The sequence below is a fragment of the Nitrospirillum viridazoti CBAmc genome (assembly GCF_000730165.1).
GTDB lineage: Bacteria > Pseudomonadota > Alphaproteobacteria > Azospirillales > Azospirillaceae > Nitrospirillum > Nitrospirillum viridazoti.
This window is the reverse complement of record NZ_CP022111.1, coordinates 132,350-154,399: the sequence shown is the minus strand read 5'-3', so window position 1 is coordinate 154,399 and position 22,050 is coordinate 132,350. Positions and strand designations below refer to the sequence as shown.

20 protein-coding genes are annotated in these 22,050 nt (G+C 69.2%); 17 read left to right on the top strand and 3 right to left on the bottom strand.

Going from position 1 to position 22,050, the window contains the following annotated elements; genetic code table 11:
• Positions 1 to 101 precede the first annotated feature (101 nt).
• The 4 genes from Y958_RS14195 to Y958_RS14180 all read left to right on the top strand — a co-directional run bounded on the left by Y958_RS14195 (position 102) and on the right by Y958_RS14180 (position 4,431).
• A complete protein-coding gene (locus Y958_RS14195) occupies positions 102 to 818 on the top strand; it encodes a 2OG-Fe(II) oxygenase (RefSeq protein ID WP_088872745.1) in 717 nt (238 codons plus the stop codon).
• Positions 818 to 1,543, top strand: a complete 726-nt coding sequence (locus Y958_RS14190; protein ID WP_338039496.1) for a 2OG-Fe(II) oxygenase — start codon at positions 818 to 820, stop codon at positions 1,541 to 1,543. Before Y958_RS14195 ends, Y958_RS14190 begins: the two co-directional genes overlap by 1 nt.
• Before the next feature lie 96 nt (positions 1,544 to 1,639).
• On the top strand, positions 1,640 to 3,919 hold the full coding sequence (locus Y958_RS14185; RefSeq protein WP_088872744.1) for a hybrid sensor histidine kinase/response regulator: 2,280 nt from the start codon (positions 1,640 to 1,642) through the stop codon (positions 3,917 to 3,919).
• 149 nt (positions 3,920 to 4,068) lie between these two features.
• Positions 4,069 to 4,431, top strand: coding sequence for a hypothetical protein (locus Y958_RS14180; RefSeq protein ID WP_088872743.1), 363 nt, complete (start codon positions 4,069 to 4,071; stop codon positions 4,429 to 4,431).
• Positions 4,432 to 4,486: 55 nt separating this feature from the next.
• On the opposite strand, the gene Y958_RS14175 is transcribed toward Y958_RS14180, so the two are convergent.
• Positions 4,487 to 5,002, bottom strand: a complete 516-nt coding sequence (locus tag Y958_RS14175; RefSeq protein WP_088872742.1) for a DUF6491 family protein — start codon at positions 5,000 to 5,002, stop codon at positions 4,487 to 4,489.
• A 222-nt stretch (positions 5,003 to 5,224) separates the two neighbouring features.
• Between Y958_RS14175 and fliG the strand changes: the two genes are divergently transcribed.
• Both fliG and Y958_RS14165 read left to right on the top strand, forming a co-directional pair.
• A complete protein-coding gene (fliG, locus tag Y958_RS14170) occupies positions 5,225 to 6,247 on the top strand; it encodes a flagellar motor switch protein FliG (RefSeq protein WP_004271656.1) in 1,023 nt (340 codons plus the stop codon).
• Positions 6,248 to 6,486: 239 nt separating this feature from the next.
• Positions 6,487 to 7,149 (top strand): DsbA family oxidoreductase, encoded by a 663-nt coding sequence (locus tag Y958_RS14165; protein ID WP_088872741.1) that lies wholly within the window; start codon positions 6,487 to 6,489, stop codon positions 7,147 to 7,149.
• 9 nt (positions 7,150 to 7,158) lie between these two features.
• On the opposite strand, the gene Y958_RS14160 is transcribed toward Y958_RS14165, so the two are convergent.
• Complete coding sequence (locus tag Y958_RS14160; RefSeq protein WP_088872740.1) at positions 7,159 to 8,055, bottom strand: bifunctional helix-turn-helix transcriptional regulator/GNAT family N-acetyltransferase; 897 nt, start codon at positions 8,053 to 8,055, stop codon at positions 7,159 to 7,161.
• A gap of 139 nt (positions 8,056 to 8,194) precedes the next feature.
• Positions 8,195 to 8,623 carry a hypothetical protein gene (locus tag Y958_RS14155; RefSeq protein ID WP_088872739.1) on the bottom strand — a complete coding sequence of 143 codons (429 nt, stop codon included), beginning with the start codon at positions 8,621 to 8,623 and terminating at the stop codon, positions 8,195 to 8,197.
• 269 nt (positions 8,624 to 8,892) lie between these two features.
• Here Y958_RS14155 and Y958_RS14150 point away from each other — a divergent pair, with 269 nt between their 5' ends.
• From Y958_RS14150 to Y958_RS14100, 11 genes are all read left to right on the top strand, one after another.
• Entirely contained in the window at positions 8,893 to 9,675 is a 783-nt protein-coding gene (locus Y958_RS14150) for a fimbrial biogenesis chaperone (RefSeq protein WP_088872738.1), read from the top strand.
• A 36-nt stretch (positions 9,676 to 9,711) separates the two neighbouring features.
• Positions 9,712 to 12,447, top strand: a complete 2,736-nt coding sequence (locus tag Y958_RS14145; RefSeq protein ID WP_244909516.1) for a fimbria/pilus outer membrane usher protein — start codon at positions 9,712 to 9,714, stop codon at positions 12,445 to 12,447.
• Between the two features lie 155 nt (positions 12,448 to 12,602).
• Positions 12,603 to 13,574: a spore coat protein U domain-containing protein gene (locus tag Y958_RS14140; protein ID WP_145727881.1), complete on the top strand. Its 972-nt coding sequence runs from the start codon at positions 12,603 to 12,605 to the stop codon at positions 13,572 to 13,574.
• A 121-nt stretch (positions 13,575 to 13,695) separates the two neighbouring features.
• Positions 13,696 to 14,196: a spore coat protein U domain-containing protein gene (locus tag Y958_RS14135; protein ID WP_088872736.1), complete on the top strand. Its 501-nt coding sequence runs from the start codon at positions 13,696 to 13,698 to the stop codon at positions 14,194 to 14,196.
• A 107-nt stretch (positions 14,197 to 14,303) separates the two neighbouring features.
• On the top strand, positions 14,304 to 15,266 hold the full coding sequence (locus Y958_RS14130) for a peptidylprolyl isomerase (protein WP_088872735.1): 963 nt from the start codon (positions 14,304 to 14,306) through the stop codon (positions 15,264 to 15,266).
• Between the two features lie 197 nt (positions 15,267 to 15,463).
• The gene (locus Y958_RS14125) at positions 15,464 to 17,101 is read left to right on the top strand and encodes a sigma-54-dependent transcriptional regulator (protein ID WP_088872734.1); all 1,638 of its coding nucleotides are present in this window, start codon (positions 15,464 to 15,466) and stop codon (positions 17,099 to 17,101) included.
• Between the two features lie 17 nt (positions 17,102 to 17,118).
• On the top strand, positions 17,119 to 17,442 hold the full coding sequence (locus Y958_RS14120) for a hypothetical protein (RefSeq protein WP_040848345.1): 324 nt from the start codon (positions 17,119 to 17,121) through the stop codon (positions 17,440 to 17,442).
• A gap of 144 nt (positions 17,443 to 17,586) precedes the next feature.
• Positions 17,587 to 17,778, top strand: coding sequence for a hypothetical protein (locus Y958_RS14115; RefSeq protein WP_088872733.1), 192 nt, complete (start codon positions 17,587 to 17,589; stop codon positions 17,776 to 17,778).
• Between the two features lie 6 nt (positions 17,779 to 17,784).
• Positions 17,785 to 19,413 carry a tetratricopeptide repeat protein gene (locus Y958_RS14110; RefSeq protein WP_088872732.1) on the top strand — a complete coding sequence of 543 codons (1,629 nt, stop codon included), beginning with the start codon at positions 17,785 to 17,787 and terminating at the stop codon, positions 19,411 to 19,413.
• Entirely contained in the window at positions 19,410 to 20,357 is a 948-nt protein-coding gene (locus Y958_RS14105; protein ID WP_088872731.1) for a hypothetical protein, read from the top strand. Before Y958_RS14110 ends, Y958_RS14105 begins: the two co-directional genes overlap by 4 nt.
• A 138-nt stretch (positions 20,358 to 20,495) precedes the next feature.
• The gene (locus Y958_RS14100; RefSeq protein WP_088872730.1) at positions 20,496 to 22,037 is read left to right on the top strand and encodes a tetratricopeptide repeat protein; all 1,542 of its coding nucleotides are present in this window, start codon (positions 20,496 to 20,498) and stop codon (positions 22,035 to 22,037) included.
• Positions 22,038 to 22,050: the final 13 nt, after the last annotated feature.

Genomic DNA, 22,050 nt, shown 5'->3' with positions numbered 1-22,050 from the left:
ATGGCCTTGACCTGGATCAACGCCCTGCCGGCGGGACAGGTGGAAAAAAGGGCATCGCCAGGGGGTCCGTCCCGGCTGGCTCCTCTCAAGGTCTCCGCCCCATGCCCGCCCTTTCCTCCCCCGCCCCGTCCGTGGCCCCGGTGCCGCCGGCCAATCGGACGGATGGTGTCCTGAACCTGGATGGCCTGCGCGCCCAGCGCCCAGCCACGGAGCCGTTTCCCCACCTGGTGATGACCGGCTTCATCGCCCCCGTCGTGGCCGTCACCGCCCGCCACGACTTTCCCGACAGCCCCCATGGCGGCCTGGTGCCGGCCCCGTCGCGCGCGGAGCTGGAGCGGGGCGACCTGGACGGCTTCACCCGCCTGCTGGCCGCCTTGACAGCGCCGGAGACGACGCAGGCCTTCGCCGAGACCTTCGGCCTGGACCTGGACCCCGACGCCCTGATGGTGACGGTGCGCAGCCGCTGCGTGCCCAAGGACGGGCGCATCCACACCGACAGCGTGACCAAGCGCCTGACGGCGCTGCTGTACCTGAACGACACATGGACGGCGCCCGGCGGCCGCCTGCGCCTGCTGCGCAGCGCCGACAATATGGAGGACATGCTGGCCGAGGTGCTGCCCCTGGACGGCACTTTGGTGGCGTTCCGCCGCACCGACAATTCCTTCCATGGCCACAAGCCGCACGACGGCGTGAGGCGCTACATCATGTTGAATTGGATGGTCGATGCCGGCACCGCCCGGCGCGAAACCCTGCGCCACGGCGTCACCGCCGGCCTGAAGCGCCTGGGCAACGCCTTCTCCGGCAAGGGGGAGATGTGATGAGCTTTCCCGCCCCCAACCTTCGCGACTCCCAGGCCGACACGCTGGCCTTTGACCCGCAGGCCTTCGACACCGCCACCGGCCAGCATGTGCGCGCCTGCCTGGACGCGGCGGACCGGGACGATCATCCCTACCGCCACTGGTATCTCAACAGCGTCTTCCCAGCCGCCGTGGCGGAGGCGCTGACCACCCTGCCCTTCGCAGCGCCGGAGATCGACGACACCCAGGGCCGGCGGGAGACGCACAATTCCACCCGCACCTTCCTGTCGACCGACAACCAGCTGCTGTACCCCGTGTGCGGCGCCGTGGCGGCCGCCTTCCAGGCGCCTGAGACGGTATCCACCCTGGCGCGCCAGTTCGGCGTGGACCTCGGCGGATCATCGCTGCGCATCGAATATTGCCTGGACCGAGAAGGGTTCTGGCTGGAGCCGCACACCGACATCGGCGCCAAGCTGTTCACCATGCTGGTCTACCTCAGCACCGGGCCGGACGCGGAAAACCTCGGCACCGACATCATGGACGGGCCCGAGGGCGGCCATGCCGGGCGGGCGTCGGGCCGCTTCAACACCGGGCTGGTGTTCATTCCCGGCGGCGACACCTGGCACGGCTTCGCCCGACGCCCCTTCCAGGGCATCCGCCGCACCATCATCATCAACTATGTGAAGCCTGAGTGGCGGGCGCGGCATGAGCTGGCCTTCCCCACCGAGCCTGTCGGCCTACCCTGAGGTCAACTAAAAGGATAGGCCGCAACGCCATTGGAGATTGCGTAAACTGGACCATATGATCGGGCCTGGCGTGGACTGAGGGACGCAAGGGCGGTCGTGACGGTCAATTCCGACATCGGGGCGCCGCGGGCGGCGGAGGCGGAGCCGCCGCCCGCGCCCTCCACCATCGCGGCCCTGCGCCTGCAGATACTGGCCGCCGTGCTGATCCCCCTGGCCCTGCTGGCCGCGGCGGGGTTGGAAAGCCGCAGGGACATCGTCGCCCAAGCCGGCGACCGGGTGGAGCGCATCGCCGCCGCGGTGGACGAACACGCCCAAAAGCTGATCGAGAGCGACCGGCTGATCCTGGACCGGGTGCGCGACCTCGACCCCGCCCATCTCGACCTCGCCCGCCCCCGGGGCGCGGATCAGGTGGGCGCCGCCCTGGCCGGCATGGTAGCCGGCATTCCCCAAATCCAGGCGCTGTGGCTATGGGATGCGCAGGGCCGGCCCCTGGCCGCCAGCCGCCACACCCCCGCCGCCGGCAGGCCCGACATCACCGACAGCCCCGCCTACGGCCAGTTGCGCGCTGGCCAGACGGAGATGCTGATCCCCCCGTCCGACAGCCTGGCGGCCGGCAGCGGGACGTCGGACGATCAGCGCGTCTTCAGCTTGGCCCGCCGCCTGAGCCACCCCGACGGCAGCCTGGCCGGTATTGCCGCCGTTTCCATGTCGCTGGCCTATTTCAACGATTTCTACCGGCGGGTGACGCAGGACGACCCGGCCACGACCGTCATGCTGCTCAACCGCGAGGGCATGATCATGGCGGGCCGCCCGGTCGCGGCGGACGGGGCACGGGTCGATCCCACCTGTCCCGGCCTTCACGCCGCCTGGTCCGCCGCTGGCCTCGCCGGCACCCCGGATGACGGTTCCCGGGAAGCCGATCCGCCGGATGCGGGCGCCGCGAATGAAGGGCGGCAGCGGCTGACGGCCTGCCGGCTGATCGCCAACGCGCCGCTGACGGTGATGGTGAGCGTGGACCGGGCCCAGTTGGACCGCCAATGGCACCGGCGCCTGGGATGGCTGGCGCTGCTGGCCCTGCCGGTCATGGGTGCGCTGTGCGCCACCACGCTGCTGGCCATGCGCCGCGCCCGGCGGGAAAGGCTGGCGGCCCAGGCCCTGCGCGCGGCGGAGACCCGGCGGGAGCAGGCGGAGGGCGCGCTGCTGCGCACCCAGCGGCTGCAGGCGCTGGACCAGATCACGGGGGGCATCATCCACGACTTCGCCAACCTGCTGATGACCGTGCGCAGCGGGGCGGAGGTGCTGTGCCGCCGCCCGCATACCGAGCCCCAGCGCGAGGTGTTGGACGCTATGCTGCAGGCGATCGCCTGGGGGGAACGGCTGACCCACAATCTGCGCACCTTCAGCCGCCGGCCCCGCCTGCACCTGGACCTGGTGCAACTGTCGGACATGGGCAATGACATCGCCGATCTGCTGCGCCCGGCGCTGCGCGGCGACATCCGCCTGGAAGCAGCGCTGCCGCCCAGCCTGTGGCCCTTGCGCATGGACAGGACGGAGTTCGACCTGGCACTGCTGAACCTGGCGGTCAACGCCCGCGACGCCATGCCCCGGGGCGGCGTGCTGCGCCTGGCGGCCGCCAATGTCCACATCGATCCCGCCAGCCATGAAAGCGAACGTACCGGCGGCCTGATGGGCGACTTCGTGCGCCTGACGGTCTGCGACACGGGGTCGGGCATCCCGCCGGACATCCTGGACCGGGTCTTCGACCCCTTCTTCACCACCAAGCGGGACGGCAAGTCCACCGGCCTGGGCCTGGCCCAGGTGCACGGCTTGGCCCGCCAGTCCGGCGGCGCGGCCCTGGCCGACAGCTTGAACGCGGCCGTCCCGAACAGTGCCGCGGCCGGCACCACCATCACCCTCTACCTGCCCCGGGCCGAAGAGGACGCCGCCGCCGCGGGGACCGGCACCGTCCCGGCCAATGGCGTTGCGGCCAACGGCGTTCCGGTGGTCGCCGGCAACGGACGCCAGATCCTGCTGGTGGAGGACAATCCGACGGTGGCCAAGGTCATGCGGGACATGGTGGAGGCATTGGGCTTCCGCGTCCTGGCCGCCACGACGGCCGACGCCGCCCAGTCGCTGCTGGCAGACCGGCCGGACATCTCGCTGATGGTGAGCGACATCGTGCTGCCCGGGGGGCGCAACGGCCTGGAGCTCGCCCAGGCCGTGCGCCACCTGCACCCCGGCCTGCCCGTCCTGCTGGTCAGCGGCTACGGCGACCGCGTGGCGGAAGCGGAGAGCCTGGGCTTCGCCATCGTGCCCAAGCCCCTGGACAGCACCCAGCTGCGGCAGGCGATGTCCCGCTGTCTGGGCACCCCGTAGCGATCACTGTCCCAGGAGCGGGACTACCCCGATAAGAACGGCGTCACCCCTCCCCCATCGCGCCGGGTTTCATGAAACGCCCGTCGCTGCTATATCTGGGGGGCAGACCAGCCGCCGACAGTTGACGCCGGCGCGAATGGAGGACGGGTGTGACCAGACACGAGGAACGGGTTTTCCGCTCCGCCAAGCCGAAAACGGACCTGGCGACCTTGCGCAATCAGTTACAGCGCCTGAAGGGCGACCTGGAACAATATCTGGCCCGCAATCGCAGCAGCCCGATGATCGCCCCCCTGAAGGAGCGTATCCGCGAATTGGAAGGCACCATCGCCGCCGCCGAGGAGCGCAGTGCGCGTCCGCGGTCGTCCGGCTGGACCGGTTCCATCGACGGCGCCGCCGCGCAGCGGGCCGAGGCGCCGCCGCGCAGCCATGGCGGCCCGGCCGGGGGCGACCGCTTCCCCCCGCGCCGCCGCGCCGCGCCGGGTTCGGCCGCCGACGGCGACAGCGAAGAGTAAACGTCAAGGACCCGCGGGGCCGGGCGTCATGCCCGTGGCCCCGCTGTCTTCGGCCTCAGGCGCCGGTCGTTCCCGGCTTCGGGGCATCCTGGGGTGCCGCGTCCTTGGCCGCACCATCCCCATCCCTGTCATGGTCCCCGCCCTTGCCCTTCGGGTCCGGCGGCACGGCGATGATCTCCCGCACCGGCACGCGCAGGTGCAGGGGCTCGCCGATGATCTCGATATCCATGGGGGAACAGACCCAATCCGACCCGCCCGGTTTGGTCACGATGGCCAACTGCAGGCGGGTGGACAGGTCGGGCTGCGGCATGAACAGCTTCAGGTCATAGCGCTTGTTGACGCCCACACGGATGCGCACCGTGTAGGGGTCGATGCTGTTCCAGCCATCGATGTCACGGGTGAAGAAGCAGGCCGGCTGCGCCGCCATAGGCTTGGCGCCGGGCGCCTCGTTCGCCTGGGCCACGGCACCCCCGGCGGGGCCGTTCTTGGAGGCCGCGTCCGGCGGGGCGGACTGGCAGCCCGCCAGGGCCAAAGCCATCACCGCCCATATCTGCACGTACCGCTTGGTCATCGTCCTACTCCCGAATTGCCGAGGAAACGGCCCTGGAAGGCCCCGGTTCCACACCCCTTATACGGGGGAGTCCCGGCCGGACCCGCTTGCGACAAAAATTCTATCCTGCCGCCGGGGCCGGGTGTACTTTCCCTAGTGGTTCAGGGACCGTGGCATGACTAAAGCCCGGCCCTTTCGGAACAATCCGGCGGCACCATCCCGCCGGACAGGAGACGACGATACATGGCGATCCGGGTACGTGAAGATTACCGGGGTCTGACGGGGCCGGAAAAGGCCGCCGTGCTGATGCTGGCGCTGGGCGAGGAGCATGCCAGCCGCCTGTTCGCCCTGATGGCGGAAGACGAGATCAAGGAACTGTCCCAGACCATGGCCAACCTGGGCTCGGTCAGTTCCAACATCGTGGAGCGCCTGTTCGTCGAGTTCGCGGAGCAGATCAGTTCCACCGGCTCCCTGGTCGGTACCTTCGACAGCACCGAACGCCTGCTGATGAAGGTTCTGCCCAAGGAGAAGGTCGATACCATCATGGAAGAGATCCGCGGTCCCGCGGGTCGCACCATGTGGGACAAGCTGGCCAACGTGAACGAGCAGGTGCTGGCCAACTACCTGAAGAACGAATACCCGCAGACCGTCGCCGTCATCCTGACCAAGATCAAGGCCGACCACGCCGGCCGCGTGCTGCAGCTGCTGCCCGAAAGCTTCGCCATGGAAGTCATCATGCGCATGCTGCGCATGGAATCGGTGCAGAAGGAAGTGGTGGACGACATCGAGCGCACGCTGCGCACCGAGTTCATGTCCAACCTGGCGCGCACCAACCGCCGCGACGCGCACGAGATGATGGCGGAAATTTTCAATAGCCTGGACCGCAGCACGGAAAGCCGCTTCATCGCAGCACTGGAGGAACGCAACCGCGACAGTGCGGAGCGCATCCGGGCCCTGATGTTCACCTTCGAGGATCTGGGCAAGCTGGACCCGTCGGGCGTGCAGTCGCTGCTGCGCTCCGTCGACAAGGCCAAGCTGGCAACCGCGCTGAAGGGCGCCTCGGAAACGCTGAAGGACCTGTTCTTCACCAACATGTCCGAGCGCGCCGCCAAGATCATGCGCGAGGACATGGCCGCCATGGGCCCGGTGCGCCTGCGCGACGTGGACGAGGCACAGATGTACATGGTGCAGCTGGCCAAGGACATGGCCGCCCGCGGCGAAATCGTCATCGCCTCCGGCAAGGGTGACGACGAGCTGGTGTATTAGGGTTGTCTTTTGTTCCCTCAAGCGCCGGGCGCGGGCCTCCGCCCGCTTGGCTTGTCCTCGCTTTCCAGTCCGCTCACGCTCCCCAGAAAGCTCCGGCGGACGCGGTCGCGTCCTATAGCGGCACACGTCAAAGCCTCGTGCCGCCGACATGTCCCGCTGTGATGGGGGCCACGGCATGGCGCCTTTGACTGATGCACGGTGCCTGCCTCAGCCCCTGTCTGCCGGAAAGCCCGTGCCCCATGTCCAAGCGTCTCAGCATCGACTTCGTCTCCGACGTTTCCTGCCCCTGGTGCGTCATCGGGCTGAAGGGCCTGCAAACGGCGCTGGCGCGGCTGGAGGGGGAGGTTGAGGCCGACATCCACTTCCAGCCGTTCGAGCTGAACCCCCAGATGGGGGCGGTGGGCCAAGACCTGGACGAGCACATCAGCCAGAAGTACGGCTCCACCCTCGACCAGATGGCCCAGACGCGGGAGATGATCCGCGCCCGCGCGGCGGCCGTCGGCTTCACCATGTCGGCCACCGGCGCCAATGGCGGCAAGCGCCGCATCTATAACACCTTCGACGCCCACCGCCTGCTGCACTGGGCCGAAACCCAGGAGTCCGAGCGCCAACTGGCGCTGAAGCTGGCCCTGTTCGAGGCCTACTTCACCCGGGGGGAGGATCCGTCAGACACCGGGGTGCTGCTGACAGCCGCAGCCCAGGCCGGCCTGGATGTGGAGGAGGCCCGCGTTCTCCTGGCCGGAGACCGCTATGCCGCCGAGGTGCGCGAGGCGGAACAGCTGTGGCTGTCACGCGGCATCCAGTCGGTGCCCGCCGTGATCGTCAACGGCCGCTACCTCATCTCCGGCGGCCAGCCGCCCGACGCCTATGAGAATGCCCTGAAGAAGATCGCCGCGTCCTGACCGGCCGGGTCAGCGGGCGGACTGCATTCCCCGCTTCTCGAACCAATGCTGGGCGTAGGGATTGTCGTTGTACGGCGGAATCTCGCCATAGCCATTGCGGGCGTAGAGCTTGCGCGCCTCGGTAAGGGTACCATTGGTGTCCAGTTGCAGGACGTCCACGCCGGCGGCGACCGCGCGACCCTCCAGCGCCCGCAGCAGCCGCTGGGCGACGCCCAGGCCGCGAACGGACGGCGCCACCCACATGCGCTTGATTTCCCCGTAGCCATCCCCTTTGATTTTAAGCGCCCCGCAGCCCACGGCCGCGCCGTCCAGCCGCGCGAGCAGGAACCAGCCCGAGGGCGGCACGAGTTCGCCAGGCTCCGCCGGGGCGCTGCGCGCCGGATCGAAGCCGGTGTCGAACCGCGTCGCCAACTCCTGGAAATATGCCTGGAGGCAGGCCTGGACCTCGTCGCTGAAAGGGTCGGCGGGCTCGATCACCACCGCCGACGCCCGCAGGAACCGTTCCACCTCCGCCATCGCGTCCAGCAAGCGTTGGCGCTGCGACGGGCCCAGCGGCTCCAGCAGTGCTGCCGCCCGGTTCCATGAGCGCTGGTCCAGCAGCTCCCATTCCCGCCGGCCCTTGGGCGTCAAGGTCACGCGCCGCACCCGCGCGTCCCGCGCGTCGGGCGTGGATGTCGTCAGCTCCTCCGCCTCGAAGGCCCGCAGCATCCGGCTGATATAACCCGAGTCCAGGCCCAGGCGGGCCCGCAGCTCGCGCACCGTCGTACCGTCACGGCCGATCTCGAACAGCAGGCGGGCCTCTCCCAGCGGGCGGCCGCTGCCCAGGTAGTTGCCGTCCAGCACACCGATGCGGTGGGTGACCGCCCGGTTGAAGCGGCGCACGCGAGAGAGTTGGTCGTCGTCCATATCCCTGACTTTAGTCAGGTAATATTCGAGCGTCAATCGCCCCCACCGGATAACAAACGGCCCGGCAGGTTTCCCCACCGGGCCGGTGCCCTATGAAGGCCTGAACCCACTTGGCCTGGGCCGACGTGCCAAGCGCTGGTCACTCACCCGCCGCCTTCGGCGGTTGGGCAAACTGGATCAGGTAATTGGCGTAGTCGGCGACCTTCAGCTTGAAGTCCAGGCTTTCGTTGCCGGCCATGGCGCGGGCCACGATCAGGTGGTTGCCCACGGTGGTGGGCGTCAGCTTGTAGACGCCGGCAGCCCCCTTCAGGCGGGGGTAGTAGTTGGGGTCGACGGGCTTCTCCTTGGCGGACAGGCGTTCCAGTGCCTCTTCCTCCGTCCAGTCGCCGACCTCGACCTTCTTCACCAGGGTCCAGTCCTTTTCCGCCGCCCAGCCGGCGGCCAGCGCCGCGGCCACGGCATCGGCGCCGCCCTCGACCACGCCCACCTTGAAGATGTTCTTGGGCAGGCCGACATCGGACGCCCATTTCGACAGGTTGGCGCTGCGCGCGACGAACAGGGTGGCCATGATGAAACCGGTCTGTTGTTGAAAGGCGATGTCCTGGTCTACCCCAGGGCGCCGGCGGAGACCAGATTTAGACGACCCCCAATCGCGACACTTTCGGAATTCGCGCAAACGTGTCACGGAAGCGGATGCAACGCCGTCCGCATCTGGGTATGGTGGGGCCGCAAACGCCGGGGGGCGGCGTTCAAGTAGACCCATATACCGTTATTTAACACCTGCGGCCGCATTCACACGCGCTGTACTAAAACGCTACAAGAGTCGGGCGATCATCCATGTCGGCACTTCACCGGTTCCGTTTCTCCCGCTTCACGCGGATCCTGGCCACGACCTTGGCGGGCGCCCTGATGCTGTTCACAGGGCTGCTGTCCACCGGCGCGCTGGCCTCGTTCCGCCTGATCCCCATAGAAATGGACATGGAGCCCAGCGGGCGCGGCGCCACCCAGATCTTCCGGGTGGAGAATGACGGCAAGGACCCCGTGGCCATCGACGTCAAGGTCATGGCGCGCGGCATGGACCAGGACGGCCAGGATGTCCTGACCGACGCGGAGGACAGCTTCGCCATCGTGCCTGAGCAGATCATCCTGCAGCCCGGCGAGAATCAGTCCATCCGCGTGCAATGGTCGGGCGATCCCAAGCCGGCCAAGGAACTGCCCTTTCGCCTGGTGGCCGAACAGCTGCCCATCGACCTGGGCGGCACGCCCGTGCAGGGCGGGCAGGTGAAGCTGCTGGTGAAGTACGTCGCCTCGCTCTATGTCGTGCCGGAAGGGGCCAAGCCCAAGCTGACCGTGGTGTCGGCCGGGCCCAAGCCGGCCACGGCACCGGCCACCGGCACCGTCATGGAAGTGGTGGTGCGCAACGACGGCACCTCGCGCCAGGTCATGCGCGACCTGGAGGTGACCGCCCAGGTGAATGGCAAGACCGTCACCCTGCGCAAGGAGCAGCTGACGGGTATGGTCGGTGAAAACGTCCTTGCCGGGGTCACCCGCCATTTCCATATCCCCTGGCCGGCGGATCTGCCCCAGGGCCCCGCCACGGTGACCCTGTCGGTGCCCTGACCTTCTCCCCCCGAGTACCCTGAGACGAGGACGGCGTTGCGCCTGTCGCGCCTGAATACCGGTGACCGCCTGTTCGGCGGCGCCTTTTCCCTTGACCGCCCCGGCCGTCCGCGCCGGGGCGCGCTTGTTTGCGCGCTGATGGCGGCCCTGGTCGGGTCGGCGCTGGTCGTGTCTGGGGTGGCGCATGCACAGACCGCCCCGGCCGGTGCGTCCCCCGCCGCCCAGAACACCGAAGCCCTGTTCGAAAAGACCTTCGGCAAGAAGAAGAAGGCGGAGAAGCCCACCACCCTGGACCTGCCGGTGAAGGTGGAGGGGCGCGAGGTCGGCCAGGTGCCGGCCAAGGTGGCACCCGACCCCGCGGAAACCCAGGTGGACCTGAACCGCCTGGCCCTGCTGCTGCGCGACTTCGTCCAGCCCAAGGCGCTCAGCGACCTGGTGGCCCAGGCCGGCCCCGACGGCTATGCCAAGCTGAGCGCCCTGAGCCTGGGCGGGCCGGCCGGCGGCCCCAGGAGCGGCCCGGGTGCGGCCGCCATTTCCATCACGGTGGACCCCAAGGAGCTGACCCTGTCCGTCAAGGTGCCGCCGCAGCTGCGCGCCGTGCGCAACCTGACGGTGGTGAACCGTGCCAACGCCGCCAGCGGCTACCAGGTGCTGGAGCCGGCGGATGCTGCCGCCTACATCAACCTGCGCACCGCCCAGGTCTTCCTGGCCCAACCCGCCACCGACAGCGGCAACTACCGCCAGCCCCTGAACATCGGGCTGGATGGCGGCGGCAACATCGACGGCTGGTCCTTCGAATGGGAGGGGCAGTACCAGGAACAGTACAGCCACCACTTCATGCGCGGCACCACCCGGCTGATCCGCGACTTTCCCGAGGACGCGGTGCGCCTGCAGGCCGGCGACCTGGACTATTCCATCACCGGCATCCAGACCAACCGGCCCCTGACCGGCCTGTCCATCGCCCGCAACTACACCCTGCAGCCCTATCGCGCCATCCAGCCCACGGGCAGCCGCGACTTCATCCTGGATTCGCCGTCGACGGTGGAGGTGCTGGTGAACGGCCGCCCCACCCGCGTCTTCCGTGAAGATGCGGGCCCCGTGAACCTGTCCGACTTCCCCGGCACGTCCGGCACCAACGACGTGCAGGTGCGCATCACCGACGCCTATGGCCAGACGCGCACCATCGACTTCCCCTTCTTCTTCGATTCCGAGCTGCTGGCCGAGGGGGTGTCGGAGTTCAACTACACGGTGGGCATCCCCTACACCACCGGCACCGACCGGCTGATCTATGACCGCAGCCGCCCCACCTTCTCCGCCTATCACCGCCAGGGCATCACCGACGACCTGACCCTGGGCGCCAGCCTGCAGGCGGATAAAAGCCAGCAGGTCATAGGCACGGAGGTGCTGTTCGTCACCGGCCTGGGCACCATCGGCATCAACCCCGGCGCCAGCCTGGGCGCGTCGCGCGGCGCGTCGGTGGACCTGACCTACCGCAACTATACGAATGACGAGCAATTCTACCAGCAGCGTACCCTGACGGCGCAAGGCAGCTGGCGGTCCGGCGGTTATGCCAGCCTGGGCACCCTGGACCCGCGCAACACCGTGTCCTACGACCTGTCCGCCCGCTATGGCCAGCCGCTGGACGAGGATCTGACCGCGACGCTCAGCGGCCGCTACCAGCTGGTGCGCGACGACAGCCAGATCGACGGCTATTCGGTCGACCTGGGCTTCCGCCGCCGCTTCGGGCGCCACGCCACGCTGGAGCTGACCTTCAGCCGGGCGCGCAACACCGTGACGCGCGAGGCGGACAACAGCGCCTACCTCGCCTTCCGCTACACCTTCGGTGACGGCGTCCAGTCCGCCGGCTTCACCATGGACACGCTCAGCCGCCAGCGGGAGCTGGACTGGCGCTACCAGGATCCCTGGCCCACCAATTCCTGGAACCTGGGCGTGGACGCGACCAACACCACCGGCACCTACCAGGCCAGCGGCTCCGTCGGGTACACCATGGACCGGTTCGAAGCCTCCGTCCGCCATGACTACAGCCAGCGCCTGTCCACCCTGGACGGACCGCTGCAGAATGATGAGCGCACCACCCTGAACTTCGCCACCGGCCTGGTCTTCGCCGACGGCCATGTCGGTGTCACCCGGCCGGTGACCAACAGCTTCGCCCTGGTCGTGCCCCATCCCCGCATCGCGGATGAGGAGATCGGCGTCGATCCCGTCACCGGCCACTACCTGTCGTCCAGCGACTGGCTGGGCCCGCCGGTGGTGCCCAACATCTCCGCCTACCTGGTGCGGCCGCTGCTGCTGGACGTGCCGGACGCGCCCATGGGCTATGACATCGGCAACGACCGCCCGGCCATCGTTCCCGGCAACCACACCGGCACCCTGGTGCCCATCGGCACCGACGCCACCGTGTCGCTGGACGGCGTGCTGCTGGATCCGGAGGGCAAGCCCGTGCCGCTGGCGGCCGGCGTCCTGCACCGCACCGACGGCAAGGGCGCTAAGGCCGCCAACGCCAAGGACCCCAAGGCCGGGCAGGAGGTGCAGTTCTTCACCAACCGCAAGGGCCGCTTCCGCGTGGAGAGCGTACGCCCCGGCGAGTGGCAGATGCAGCTGACCGGCGTCCCGCACAAGCCCATCCCCGTGACGGTGCCGGCCGAGGCTGAGGGCATGTTCCCGCTGGGCACGCTGAAGCTGGAGGCGCTGCCCGGCCAGACCATCAACCTGTCGCCCAACAAGCCGGCGACGACGAGCAACGGACCATGAGGATCATGGGGATAGGGTTGGGCCGCCAGGGCGCGAAGCATGCCCGGCCGGAACGCTTCTTGCTTGCAGCCCCTCCATTGCCCGCCGGCCCCCGCCGCCGGGCCCATCCCCTTGACCGGGTGCGCCCGGGCGGGGACGCCGCTATTTTGGATACCATGGACCAGCCGACCCGCCTTCGCCCCCCCTTTGCCGCCCGGTTCCAGGGCGTCCATTTTTGGGCCCTGCTGGCGCTGACCCTGCTGATGGCCCTGCCCGCCACCCCGGCCCGCGCGCTGCAGACGTGCTTCGCCCAGCTGAGCGGCCTGTCGCAGGTGACGCCGGTCACCAGCTACGACCCGTTCGCGGCCCTGCAGCCCCCGACCTACAACACGGTGACGGTGCAGTATATCGCCGGCAGCAACTGCACCTTCGGCATCGGCATCGACAGCGGCCTGTGGGGCAGCACGCGGCGCATGCTGGGCCTCAGCGGCAATTGGCTGAGCTATGACCTGTACAAAGACGCGGCGTTGACCCAGCGGGTGGGCGACTATGGCACCGGCAACGTCAGCAACCTGATCACCGGCTCGGTCAACAACGGCCGGGGCACCCAGACGGTCACCACCGGCTTCTACGCCTCCGTCCCCGCCGGCCAGCTGGTGGGATCCAACTACTACTTCGATCAGGTGACGGTGACGCTGTATCAGCTGAACAGCTCGGGCAACATCGTCGCCGTCATGGACAGCGCCATCGTCCAGGTGCGGGCGACCGTGCGCACCTCCGTCTCCGCCACCGTCAATGTCGGCGGCGTGCGCACCAACCTGGGTGCGTCGGCCGCCAACGTGGATTTCGGGGAGCTGACCACCGGCGCCAGCCGCAGCTTCGACCTGGAGGTGTCGGGCAACACCGGCTACAGCGTCTCCATCCAGTCGCAGAACGGCGGCCGATTGGTGAACGGCAGCGCCAGCACCTCGATTCCCTACAGCATGACCGTGGATGGCCGGGGCGTGCCGTCCAGCGGCACCACCCTGACCTATTACAGCTATTCCAGCCTGGACCGGCACACCTTCATCGTCGTCATCGGTGACGTCACCAAGGTCATCGCTGGCACCTACACCGACTATCTGTTGATGACGGTGACGGCCAACTGACGTAAGATCTGGATCAGCGTCCGGGATCACCCAATTGATCCAGGACAGGGTGCCGCAGAAGGCGGTGGCCCATCATGAACGACAGATGGCGCCGGCCCCGTCGGCGTCCTTGGAGACTAAAATGTCCCAGCATCTGCCCGATACGCCCCATGCCCCCGCGCATGGTGTTTGTTTGGCCCTGACCGTCGCCGCCACCTTGGCCCTGGCCTCCGGCGCCTGGGCGGCCGGCACCAGCGGCACCATCCACATAGGCGCGACCGTGCCCACCGTGTGCACCGTCGCGGTCACCGACAGCAACGCCACGCTGGATCTGGTCAACGGCCAGAACGCCGTGACCGTGGGATCGGTGACGGAGCAGTGCAACGCCGGCAGCGGCTATACCGTCTCGGTCGCATCGGCCAACAGCGGCACGCTGAAGAGCAGTGCCACCGGATCCGGCGCCGTCGCCTACAACCTGACCTACGACAACACGGCCGCCGCCAAGAACGGGTCGCTGACCACGGACCGCTCCGGTTCCGGACAGGCCCGCCAGGGCACCCTGGCCGTCAGCCTGCCGGGCAACAACCAGGCCGTTGCCGGGCAGTACCAGGACACGGTCACCATCTCGATCGCCGCGAAATAACCGTTCAAATCACTTGCCCTTGGTCGGGCCCAGGACCGATCCTGCGGCCTGGAAGGCGGCCCCCTTTTCCGGGTGAGATGGCTGCCACGAGGAATGAAGGGGAAGCGATGCGTCGTTCGATGGTAGCCGCCCGCCTGGCGGCAGCCCTGGTTTGCCTGTCCGCCACCGCCTACGCCGCCGATGCGGCCCAACCCGCCTCCCCCGGGCCAGCAGCGCCCAAGGCGGCAATCAAGACCGGCCCCGTCGCGGCCGACGTGCTGGCCGCTTCCAGCCCTGCGGATTGGCGCTCCCCCGACCCGGAAAACCTGCTGTACATGGATCTGGCCCAGGGCCGGGTCATCATCGAGCTGGCGCCCGCTTTCGCCCCCGCTCACGTCGACAACATCCGCAAGCTGGTGCGCGAGGGCTGGTTTGACGGTCTGGCCGTTGACCGGGTGCAGGACAACTACGTCACCCAGTGGGGCGACGCCGACAACACCCGCACGCCCAAGACGGCGCAGACCAAGCTGGCGCCGGAATTCGTGGTGCGTGGTGCCGCCGTGGCCAAGCTGCCCTTCACCCCCCTGCCCGACCGCGACACCTACGCCCCCGAGGCGGGCTATAGCGACAGCTTCCCCGCAGCGCGCGACGCCAAGGGCCAGCAGGCTTGGCTGATCCATTGCTACGGCATGGTGGGCGTGGGCCGCGACATGGCGCTGGACAGTGGCAGCGGGGCGGAACTCTATGCCGTCATCGGCCAGGCACCGCGCCACCTGGACCGCAACATCACCGTCGTGGGCCGGGTTCTGCGCGGCATGGACATTCTGAGCAGCCTGCCGCGCGGCACCGCCGCCCTGGGCTTCTACGACAAACCGGAACAGCGCATTCCCATCGCCAAGGTGCGGTTGGCGGCCGACCTGCCGGCCGACCAGCGCGAGAAGCTGATGGTGCTGCGCACCGACACCCCCACCTGGGCCGCCTATGTCGAGGCGCGGCGCAACCGCCGGGAAGATTTCTTCCCCGCGCCGGCGGGGCACGTGGACGTTTGTAATATCCCCCTGCCCATCCGTATGGCGGATGCGTCCAAATAAGGTCCATAGGGTAGAAGCGGGGGCAGCCAACCCCCGCCCGACCCTAACCTAAAGAACACGTCGGCGCCGTTGCATCCTGCAATGTCTGACGTTGACAGCGCAGGACGATTGCTTGAGAAACTGCAAGCTGCAATGCCTCACGCATTTCCGATGAGGATAGGCGCTGGCAATTAAGTTCCGGTGAAAGCGTCCGCCCTATGGAAACCCGTCCGCGCCGCGTCCTGATCGTCGAACCCACGCCGTCCCTGGCCGCCGCCTACAGCCAGGCGCTGCGTAAGGATGGGCATGCCCTGCAGGTGGTGGACACGGCGCCGGCCGCCCGCCGCGCCCTGGCGGAGGCGCCGGCCGACGTGGTGCTGCTGAACCTGCAGCTGCCGGGCGGCAACGGCCTGGATCTGCTGAAGGAACTGAAGGCCGACGCCAAGGCGCCGCAGGTGGTGGCGCTGACGGCCCAGGGCTCGGTGCAGATGGCGGTGGACGTCATGCGCGCCGGCGCGGTGGACGTGCTGCTGCTGCCGGCGGGCACGGAGCGCCTGCGCCAAGCCATGGCCGCTGCCCTCGCCGAACGGGCGAAGGTGCTGGAGGCGGCCCCGCCCACCGCCCCGGTGGAGGATCCGCTGGGCTATCTGGGCTTCGTCGGCACCTCGCCCGCCATGCGCGGCGTCTACCGCATGATCGAGGCGGCGGCGCCATCCAAGGCCACGGTGTTCATCACCGGTGAGAGCGGCACGGGCAAGGAGGTCTGCGCGGAGGCCATTCACCGCCGCAGCCCGCGCGCCGGGCGTCCCTTCATCCCGATCAACTGCGCCGCCATTCCCAAAGACCTGATGGAAAGCGAGATCTTCGGCCACGTGAAGGGCGCCTTCACCGGAGCGACGACGGATCACGCCGGCGCGGCGTTGCAGGCCGACGGCGGTACGCTGTTCCTGGACGAAATCGGCGAGATGGACCTGTCGCTGCAGGCCAAGCTGCTGCGTTTCCTGCAGACCGGCATGGTCAAGAAGGTAGGCAGCGAGAAGGCGGAGGCCGTGGACGTGCGCATCGTCTGCGCCACCAACCGCGACCCCTTCGCCGAGGTGCAGGCCGGCCGCTTCCGCGAGGACCTGTTCTACCGCCTGCAGGTCATTTCCATCGAGCTGCCGCCCTTGCGCGACCGGGGCGACGATATCCTGCTGATCGCGCGGGAATTCCTGGCCAAGTACACGCAGGAGGAACGCAAGTCCTTCACCGGCTTCAGCGATGAGGCGGAGGAGATTATGCGCACCTATGCCTGGCCGGGTAACGTCCGCCAGTTGCTGAACGTGGTGCGCAACGTGGTGGTGCTGAACGACGGCGCCGTCATCCAGCCCTTCATGCTGCCGCCGCCGCTGAACAAGCCCACCATGATCGTTCCGCCCATGCTGAACGACCCGCGCTGGGCGGCCATGGCGGGGCCCATGCCCTTCCCCTTCACACCGCCGCCGGCCGCCAATCTGGCCGGCCCCGCCCCCGGGGGAACGCTGGGCGGCGTGGCGCCCAGCGGATTCGGCATGCCGCCGATGGCACCGGCGGCACCGGCGCCGGGGGGCGTGTCAGTGGGCGGTGCCCGTATCCCCGGGGTTCCCGCCGGCGCAACCAGCTGGGCCGCCCCCATTCCGCTGGACGACGCGCCCGCCGCCCTCGAGTCCGATCCCAATCCCGAGCGCCGCATCCGGCCGCTGTGGATGGTGGAGGAGGAGACGATCGAGGAAGCCATCCGCCTCTGCCAGGGCAACATCACCCGCGCCGCCGCGCTGCTGGAGATCAACCCCTGCACCATCTACCGCCGCCGCCAGAAGAAGCGCGCCACGGCCTGAAGTCCAAGGAAACGGTCATGATCACGGAAATCCGGCACATCATTTTTTCCAATGACGAGCTGAAGCTGGTCTTCCAGACGGTGCCGCTGGAGGGCTTCGACGCCGGCCGCCGCATCCTGAGCATCCAGGTGGTGGAGGGTCCGCCGCCCACGGTGAAGCTGTCCAGCGACCTGCCCACTGGCGGCGGGCGGGAGGAGATCCAGGTGGAGTCCTACCAACTGGCCCGCCTGATCGTGGCCTACTGCCGGGAAAAGCGCATCCCCCTGCCCAAGGACGCGCTGAAGACCCTGCACGCCCAGGGCGACCAGCTGTGCTTCAGCATCATGAGCTCGCTCAGCTAGCCAAGTCTTCACGGGGGCCAAATCTTCGCGGCCCTCGATCTTCACGGAATGGGCCCGACTCTATGCCTTGAGTGGCGGGCCGATCGGCGCGATACTGCAAGCGATCAGCCGCCCCAACCGGGCACGGCTCCCGGAGTAGTTTAGATGCAGATCGACAGCCAGGCCGCCGCGGCCACCGCCGCCAACGTGCTGCAGGCCAGCCAGCAGTTCCAGGTGCGGGCCCTGAAGCAGACCACGGACGCCGAGTCCGCCGTCGCCACCGAACTGCTGACCGGGCAGAGCGCCGGCCCCGCCCCCACCGACGGTCGCGGCCAACTGGTCGATATCAGCGCCTGATTCCCCTTGGCGTCCCTGTCCGAAGCACTGTCCACCGCCGTCGCCCATCATGGCGCCGGTCGACTGGATGAGGCGGAGGCCATTTACGCGGCCATCCTCGAGCAGGTACCGGACCAGATCGACGCCCTGCACTTGATGGGTGTCCTGACCCTGCAGCGGGCGGTGGCCGCGGTGCCCATCGATCCCGCCCGGGTCGCGGCCGGCGTGAAGCTGATCCGACGCGCCCACGCCCAGCCGGATGCCGCCGCCATCCCCGACATCGCTGCCAACCTGGGCCGTGGATTGAGCGCGCTGGCGCGCGCGCATGCCATGGCGGGTGCCCGGACCCGGGCGCTGGAAGCCTTGCTGGAGGCGCATGAGCTGGGCCTGCCATTGACGCCGGCCGACCGCCTGGCCCTGGCCGACAACCTGTCGCTGGTGCAGGCGGTAACGGAGGCGGAAGGGCACTACCGCGCCCTGCTGGCGGCTGGCCCGGCTGCCCGCACCGAAGAACTGCCGGCCCGGGTGGGCCTTGCCAAGCTGTTGATCGCGCGCGAACGCCGGACTGAGGCCTTATACGTGCTGGACGGCCTTGCGCCAGCCGGCTCCCCACAGGCCGAGCCCAATGCCGATGCCCAAGCCATGGCCCAGGGCCTGCGCGCGCAACTGCTGATGACCTCGAGGCTACAGGACGCGGCGGCCGCCCTGGTCCAGATGGAAAGCGCCGGGGGTATCAGCGCCGACCTGCGCCATCTCTCAGGCATGCTTCTTCAGGTCCAGGGGGACATCGCCGGCGCCCGGGCCCTGTATGCCCAAGCCCTGGCGCTGGAGCCGGGCCACGCCGCGGCCCGGCTGGCCCATGCCGAAGCCTGCCTGCGCCTGGGTGCGTGGCGGGACGGCTTCGCCGACCTTTCCTGGCGCTGGATGCGTCCCACCGCCCCCCGGCTTCATGGGACCATCCCCCTGTGGGAGCAGGCCGACCAGGACGTTTCCGGACGGCGTCTGCTGGTCTGGGACGAGGTGGAGTTGGACGTCCTGCCCCACCTTGCCCGCCTTCTGCCCCGCCTGCGGGACCGGGGGGCGGAGGTGATCGTGGAGGTGTCGCCCGGCTGGGCCGCCCTGCTGCCCACGGCGCCGGGCGAGCCGTTGGCCGGCATCACCGTCGCCACGCGGGGAACGGATGCAGTGCGCGCCGATTTGCAGGTGCCCCTGCAGGAACTGCCCGACCGGCTGTCACTGTGGGATGCCGGTGATTTCTGGACCGGCCCTTATCTGGCGGCGCCGGCCGGCATACCGCCGCAGCCCTTCAGCGGGCGGGGGGTGGGGGTTGCCGCCAACGCGCCGCCGCCCCTGGCGCCGCCCTTGCCGCCGGGCGTGACGGCCATACCCTTGGCCGTGCCCGACACGAACCAGCCCGAAGCCTGGGGCCGATTGGCGGCAACCCTGGCCGCGCTGGACGCCGTGGCGCTGCCGGCCGGCCCGCTGGCCCACCTGGCCGGCGCCATGGGCCGCCCAGGCGTGGTACTGGTGCCGGTGGATGCCGACTGGCGCTGGCCGGCGGGGACCGAGCGCACCCCGTGGTACCCGTCCCTGCGTTTGGTCCATGGCGCCAGCTGGCCCGCCAGCCTGGGCCTGACCCTGGAGTCGCCGTCATGAGCGGCATCCTCTATGTCACCGGCGCCGATGAGCGCTATTTCGCCACCACCCTGCTGCTGCTGGAAAGTTTCGCCCGGCAGTTGCCGCAGGCGCGGCTGATGGTCTGCGACTATGGCCTGGGGCTGGGGCAGCGGGCCTATCTGGCGGAACGCGGACAGCTTCTGCCCCGGCCCCCCGGTTTGCCGGAAACCCTGCATCCCTATGCCAAGAAGGCCGCCATCCTGGATTATGTCGGCGACCTGCCCTGGCAGGCGCTCTGCTGGATCGATGCCGACATGCTGGCGGTCGGTCTGGATGACACCGTCATGGCCCAGTTGCTCCAGCGCCTGGAGGCGAGCGGCGTCGACATCGCGCTGACCACCGACATCAACAGCCTGACCCTGTCCGACGTGGCGGCCATGGACAAGGGCGGCACCGGCATGGCGCCCTTCCGCGCCTTGCTGGCCGACAGCGGCGCCGGCCCCGCCGCGCCCTATATCAGCGTCGGCTTTTGGTTGTGCCGGTCACGGGATCTGCTGGTCGAGTGGGACCGGCGCAGCCGGGGAATGCGGCCGCATTCCCTGTTTGAGCAGAACGTCATGGCCCTGCTGATCCACGGGCCACGCTGGGGCCATGCCGGCCGGGCGCTGCTGCTGGATCCGGTGGAATGGCAACCGCAAAACCATCTGCTGCCGCTGATCCGCCCGTCCGGCGGGGGCTATGGGGTGCGGGGCCGCACCGTGCGGCTGGTGCACTGCACCTCCTGCGGCTACTGGTTCATGGATGTCTATAAAAGCCATGTCGAGGTCAACGGACGGGCCCTGGCCGGGTATTTCCGCATCCTGCACAATCCGGCGCTGCGCGCCCTGCAGACGGACCTTTTGCATGATCATGTGACGCGCCATGGTGACGCACTGGCCCGCCACGGCCTGCTGGGGGATGCGCCGGCCGGGCGAAATCCCTGAAATAACCAGTGAATCGGCGCTCAATGGGCATATCTTGCCTCTGTTCACCAGCGGCGGCGCCCCCTATCCTCTCGCGATGAGAGAAGCGAGGCGGGCCCCAGGGGTAATCCCGGGACGGGGCCGGCCGGCGGAGGAAGCATGACCGACACGACCGACAGCACGCCCGCCACCCCGGAAGACGCGGCCGCCCTAACCCTGCAGGCGGAAGGCCTGGCGGCATTGGAAAGCGGCGACAACGCCCAGGCGGTATCGCTGCTGACCCAGGCCGTGGGCCTGCGCCCCGACGACGCCGTCCTGCGCGCCGATCTGGGCATGGCCCTGGAACACCAGCAGGATAACGAGGGCGCCAAGGGCGCCTACGCCATGGCCGTGGCACTGGATCCGGACAACCCCATTTATCGCTTCAACCTGGGCGCCGCCTGCCAGCGCCTGGGCCAGGGCCATGAGGCCGCCACCCATTACCTGGACGCGCTGGAGCGCGAACCCATGCTGGCGGAGGCCTATTTCAACCTGGCCACCCTGTTCCAGGACGCCGGCCATCTGGACATCGCCGAGCAGCACTATCGCAACGCCCTGGAGGCGCGACCGGCCTATGTCGAGGCCGCCGCCAACCTGGGCCTGGTCCTGCGCCGCCTGGGCCGCCTGGGCGAGGCGCTGGATTACCTGCGCGCCACGGCCCAAGCCCAGCCCGACGTGGCGCAGACCTTCTCCAATCTGGGCCTGGTCCTGAACGAGGCCGGCCAGTACCAGGAGGCGCTGACCGCCTTCGACCGGCTGGCGGCGCTGCGCCCCTTCGAGGCTGCCCCGCATGTGGGGCGCGCCCACGCCCTGCGCGGCCTGGGACACCTGAGCGAGGCGGCCACCGCCATCCGCCAGGCGCTGAGCCGGCCGGAACCGACCATCTCAGCGGAACTGGAAGCGGCGCAGATCGCGGCCGCCCTGCAGGCCGGTGGCAACGGGGCCGCCGCCCAGGCACTGGTGAGCGCGTGGCGGGCCTGCGGCGTCACCCCCATCCTGCGCCATACCGAGGCCGCCCTGGGCGTGGCCCCCACGCCCCCCAGGGCCGACCCCGCCTATCTGCGGCAGATGTACGACGCCCAGGCCGCGATGTTGACGGAGCAGACGGTGGCCAGCGCCGCCGCCACGCTGTCGTCGACCTTGGCCAGCACCTTGGCACGTCACCTGGGGCCGGCGGCCGGCACCCTGCAGGTGCTGGAGATCGACTGCGGTGTGGGCGCCCTGGCGCCGCTGCTGAAGCCGTACGCCACCCATCTGGTGGGCGTGCACCCGTCCGACCCCGCCCTGCAAATGGCGGCCCGCAGCGGCCTCTATGACCAGCTGGTGCATGGCGACCACGCCCAGGTGCTGGAACAGTCGGCCGACAGCGCCAACCTGATCGTATCGACGGACATCGCCAACCACCTGGGCGATCTGGCTCCCCTGGCCGCCGCGGCCGCCGACGCGTTGCTGCCCGGCGGCATCGTGGCCCTGGTGATGGACGCGGCGGAGCCCTGGGCGCCCGCCGTGACGCTGAAGGAAAACGGCCGTTATCTGCATCGCCGCGACGCCGTGGAGACGGCCCTGCGCCAGGCGGGCCTGGCGGTTGTGGAAGCGGTACCCCTGCCGCCCGCCACCGCCGCCGGTGTTGAGCGCCTGCTGGTCGTCGCCCGCAAGGGCTGAACGCGGCCCCTTG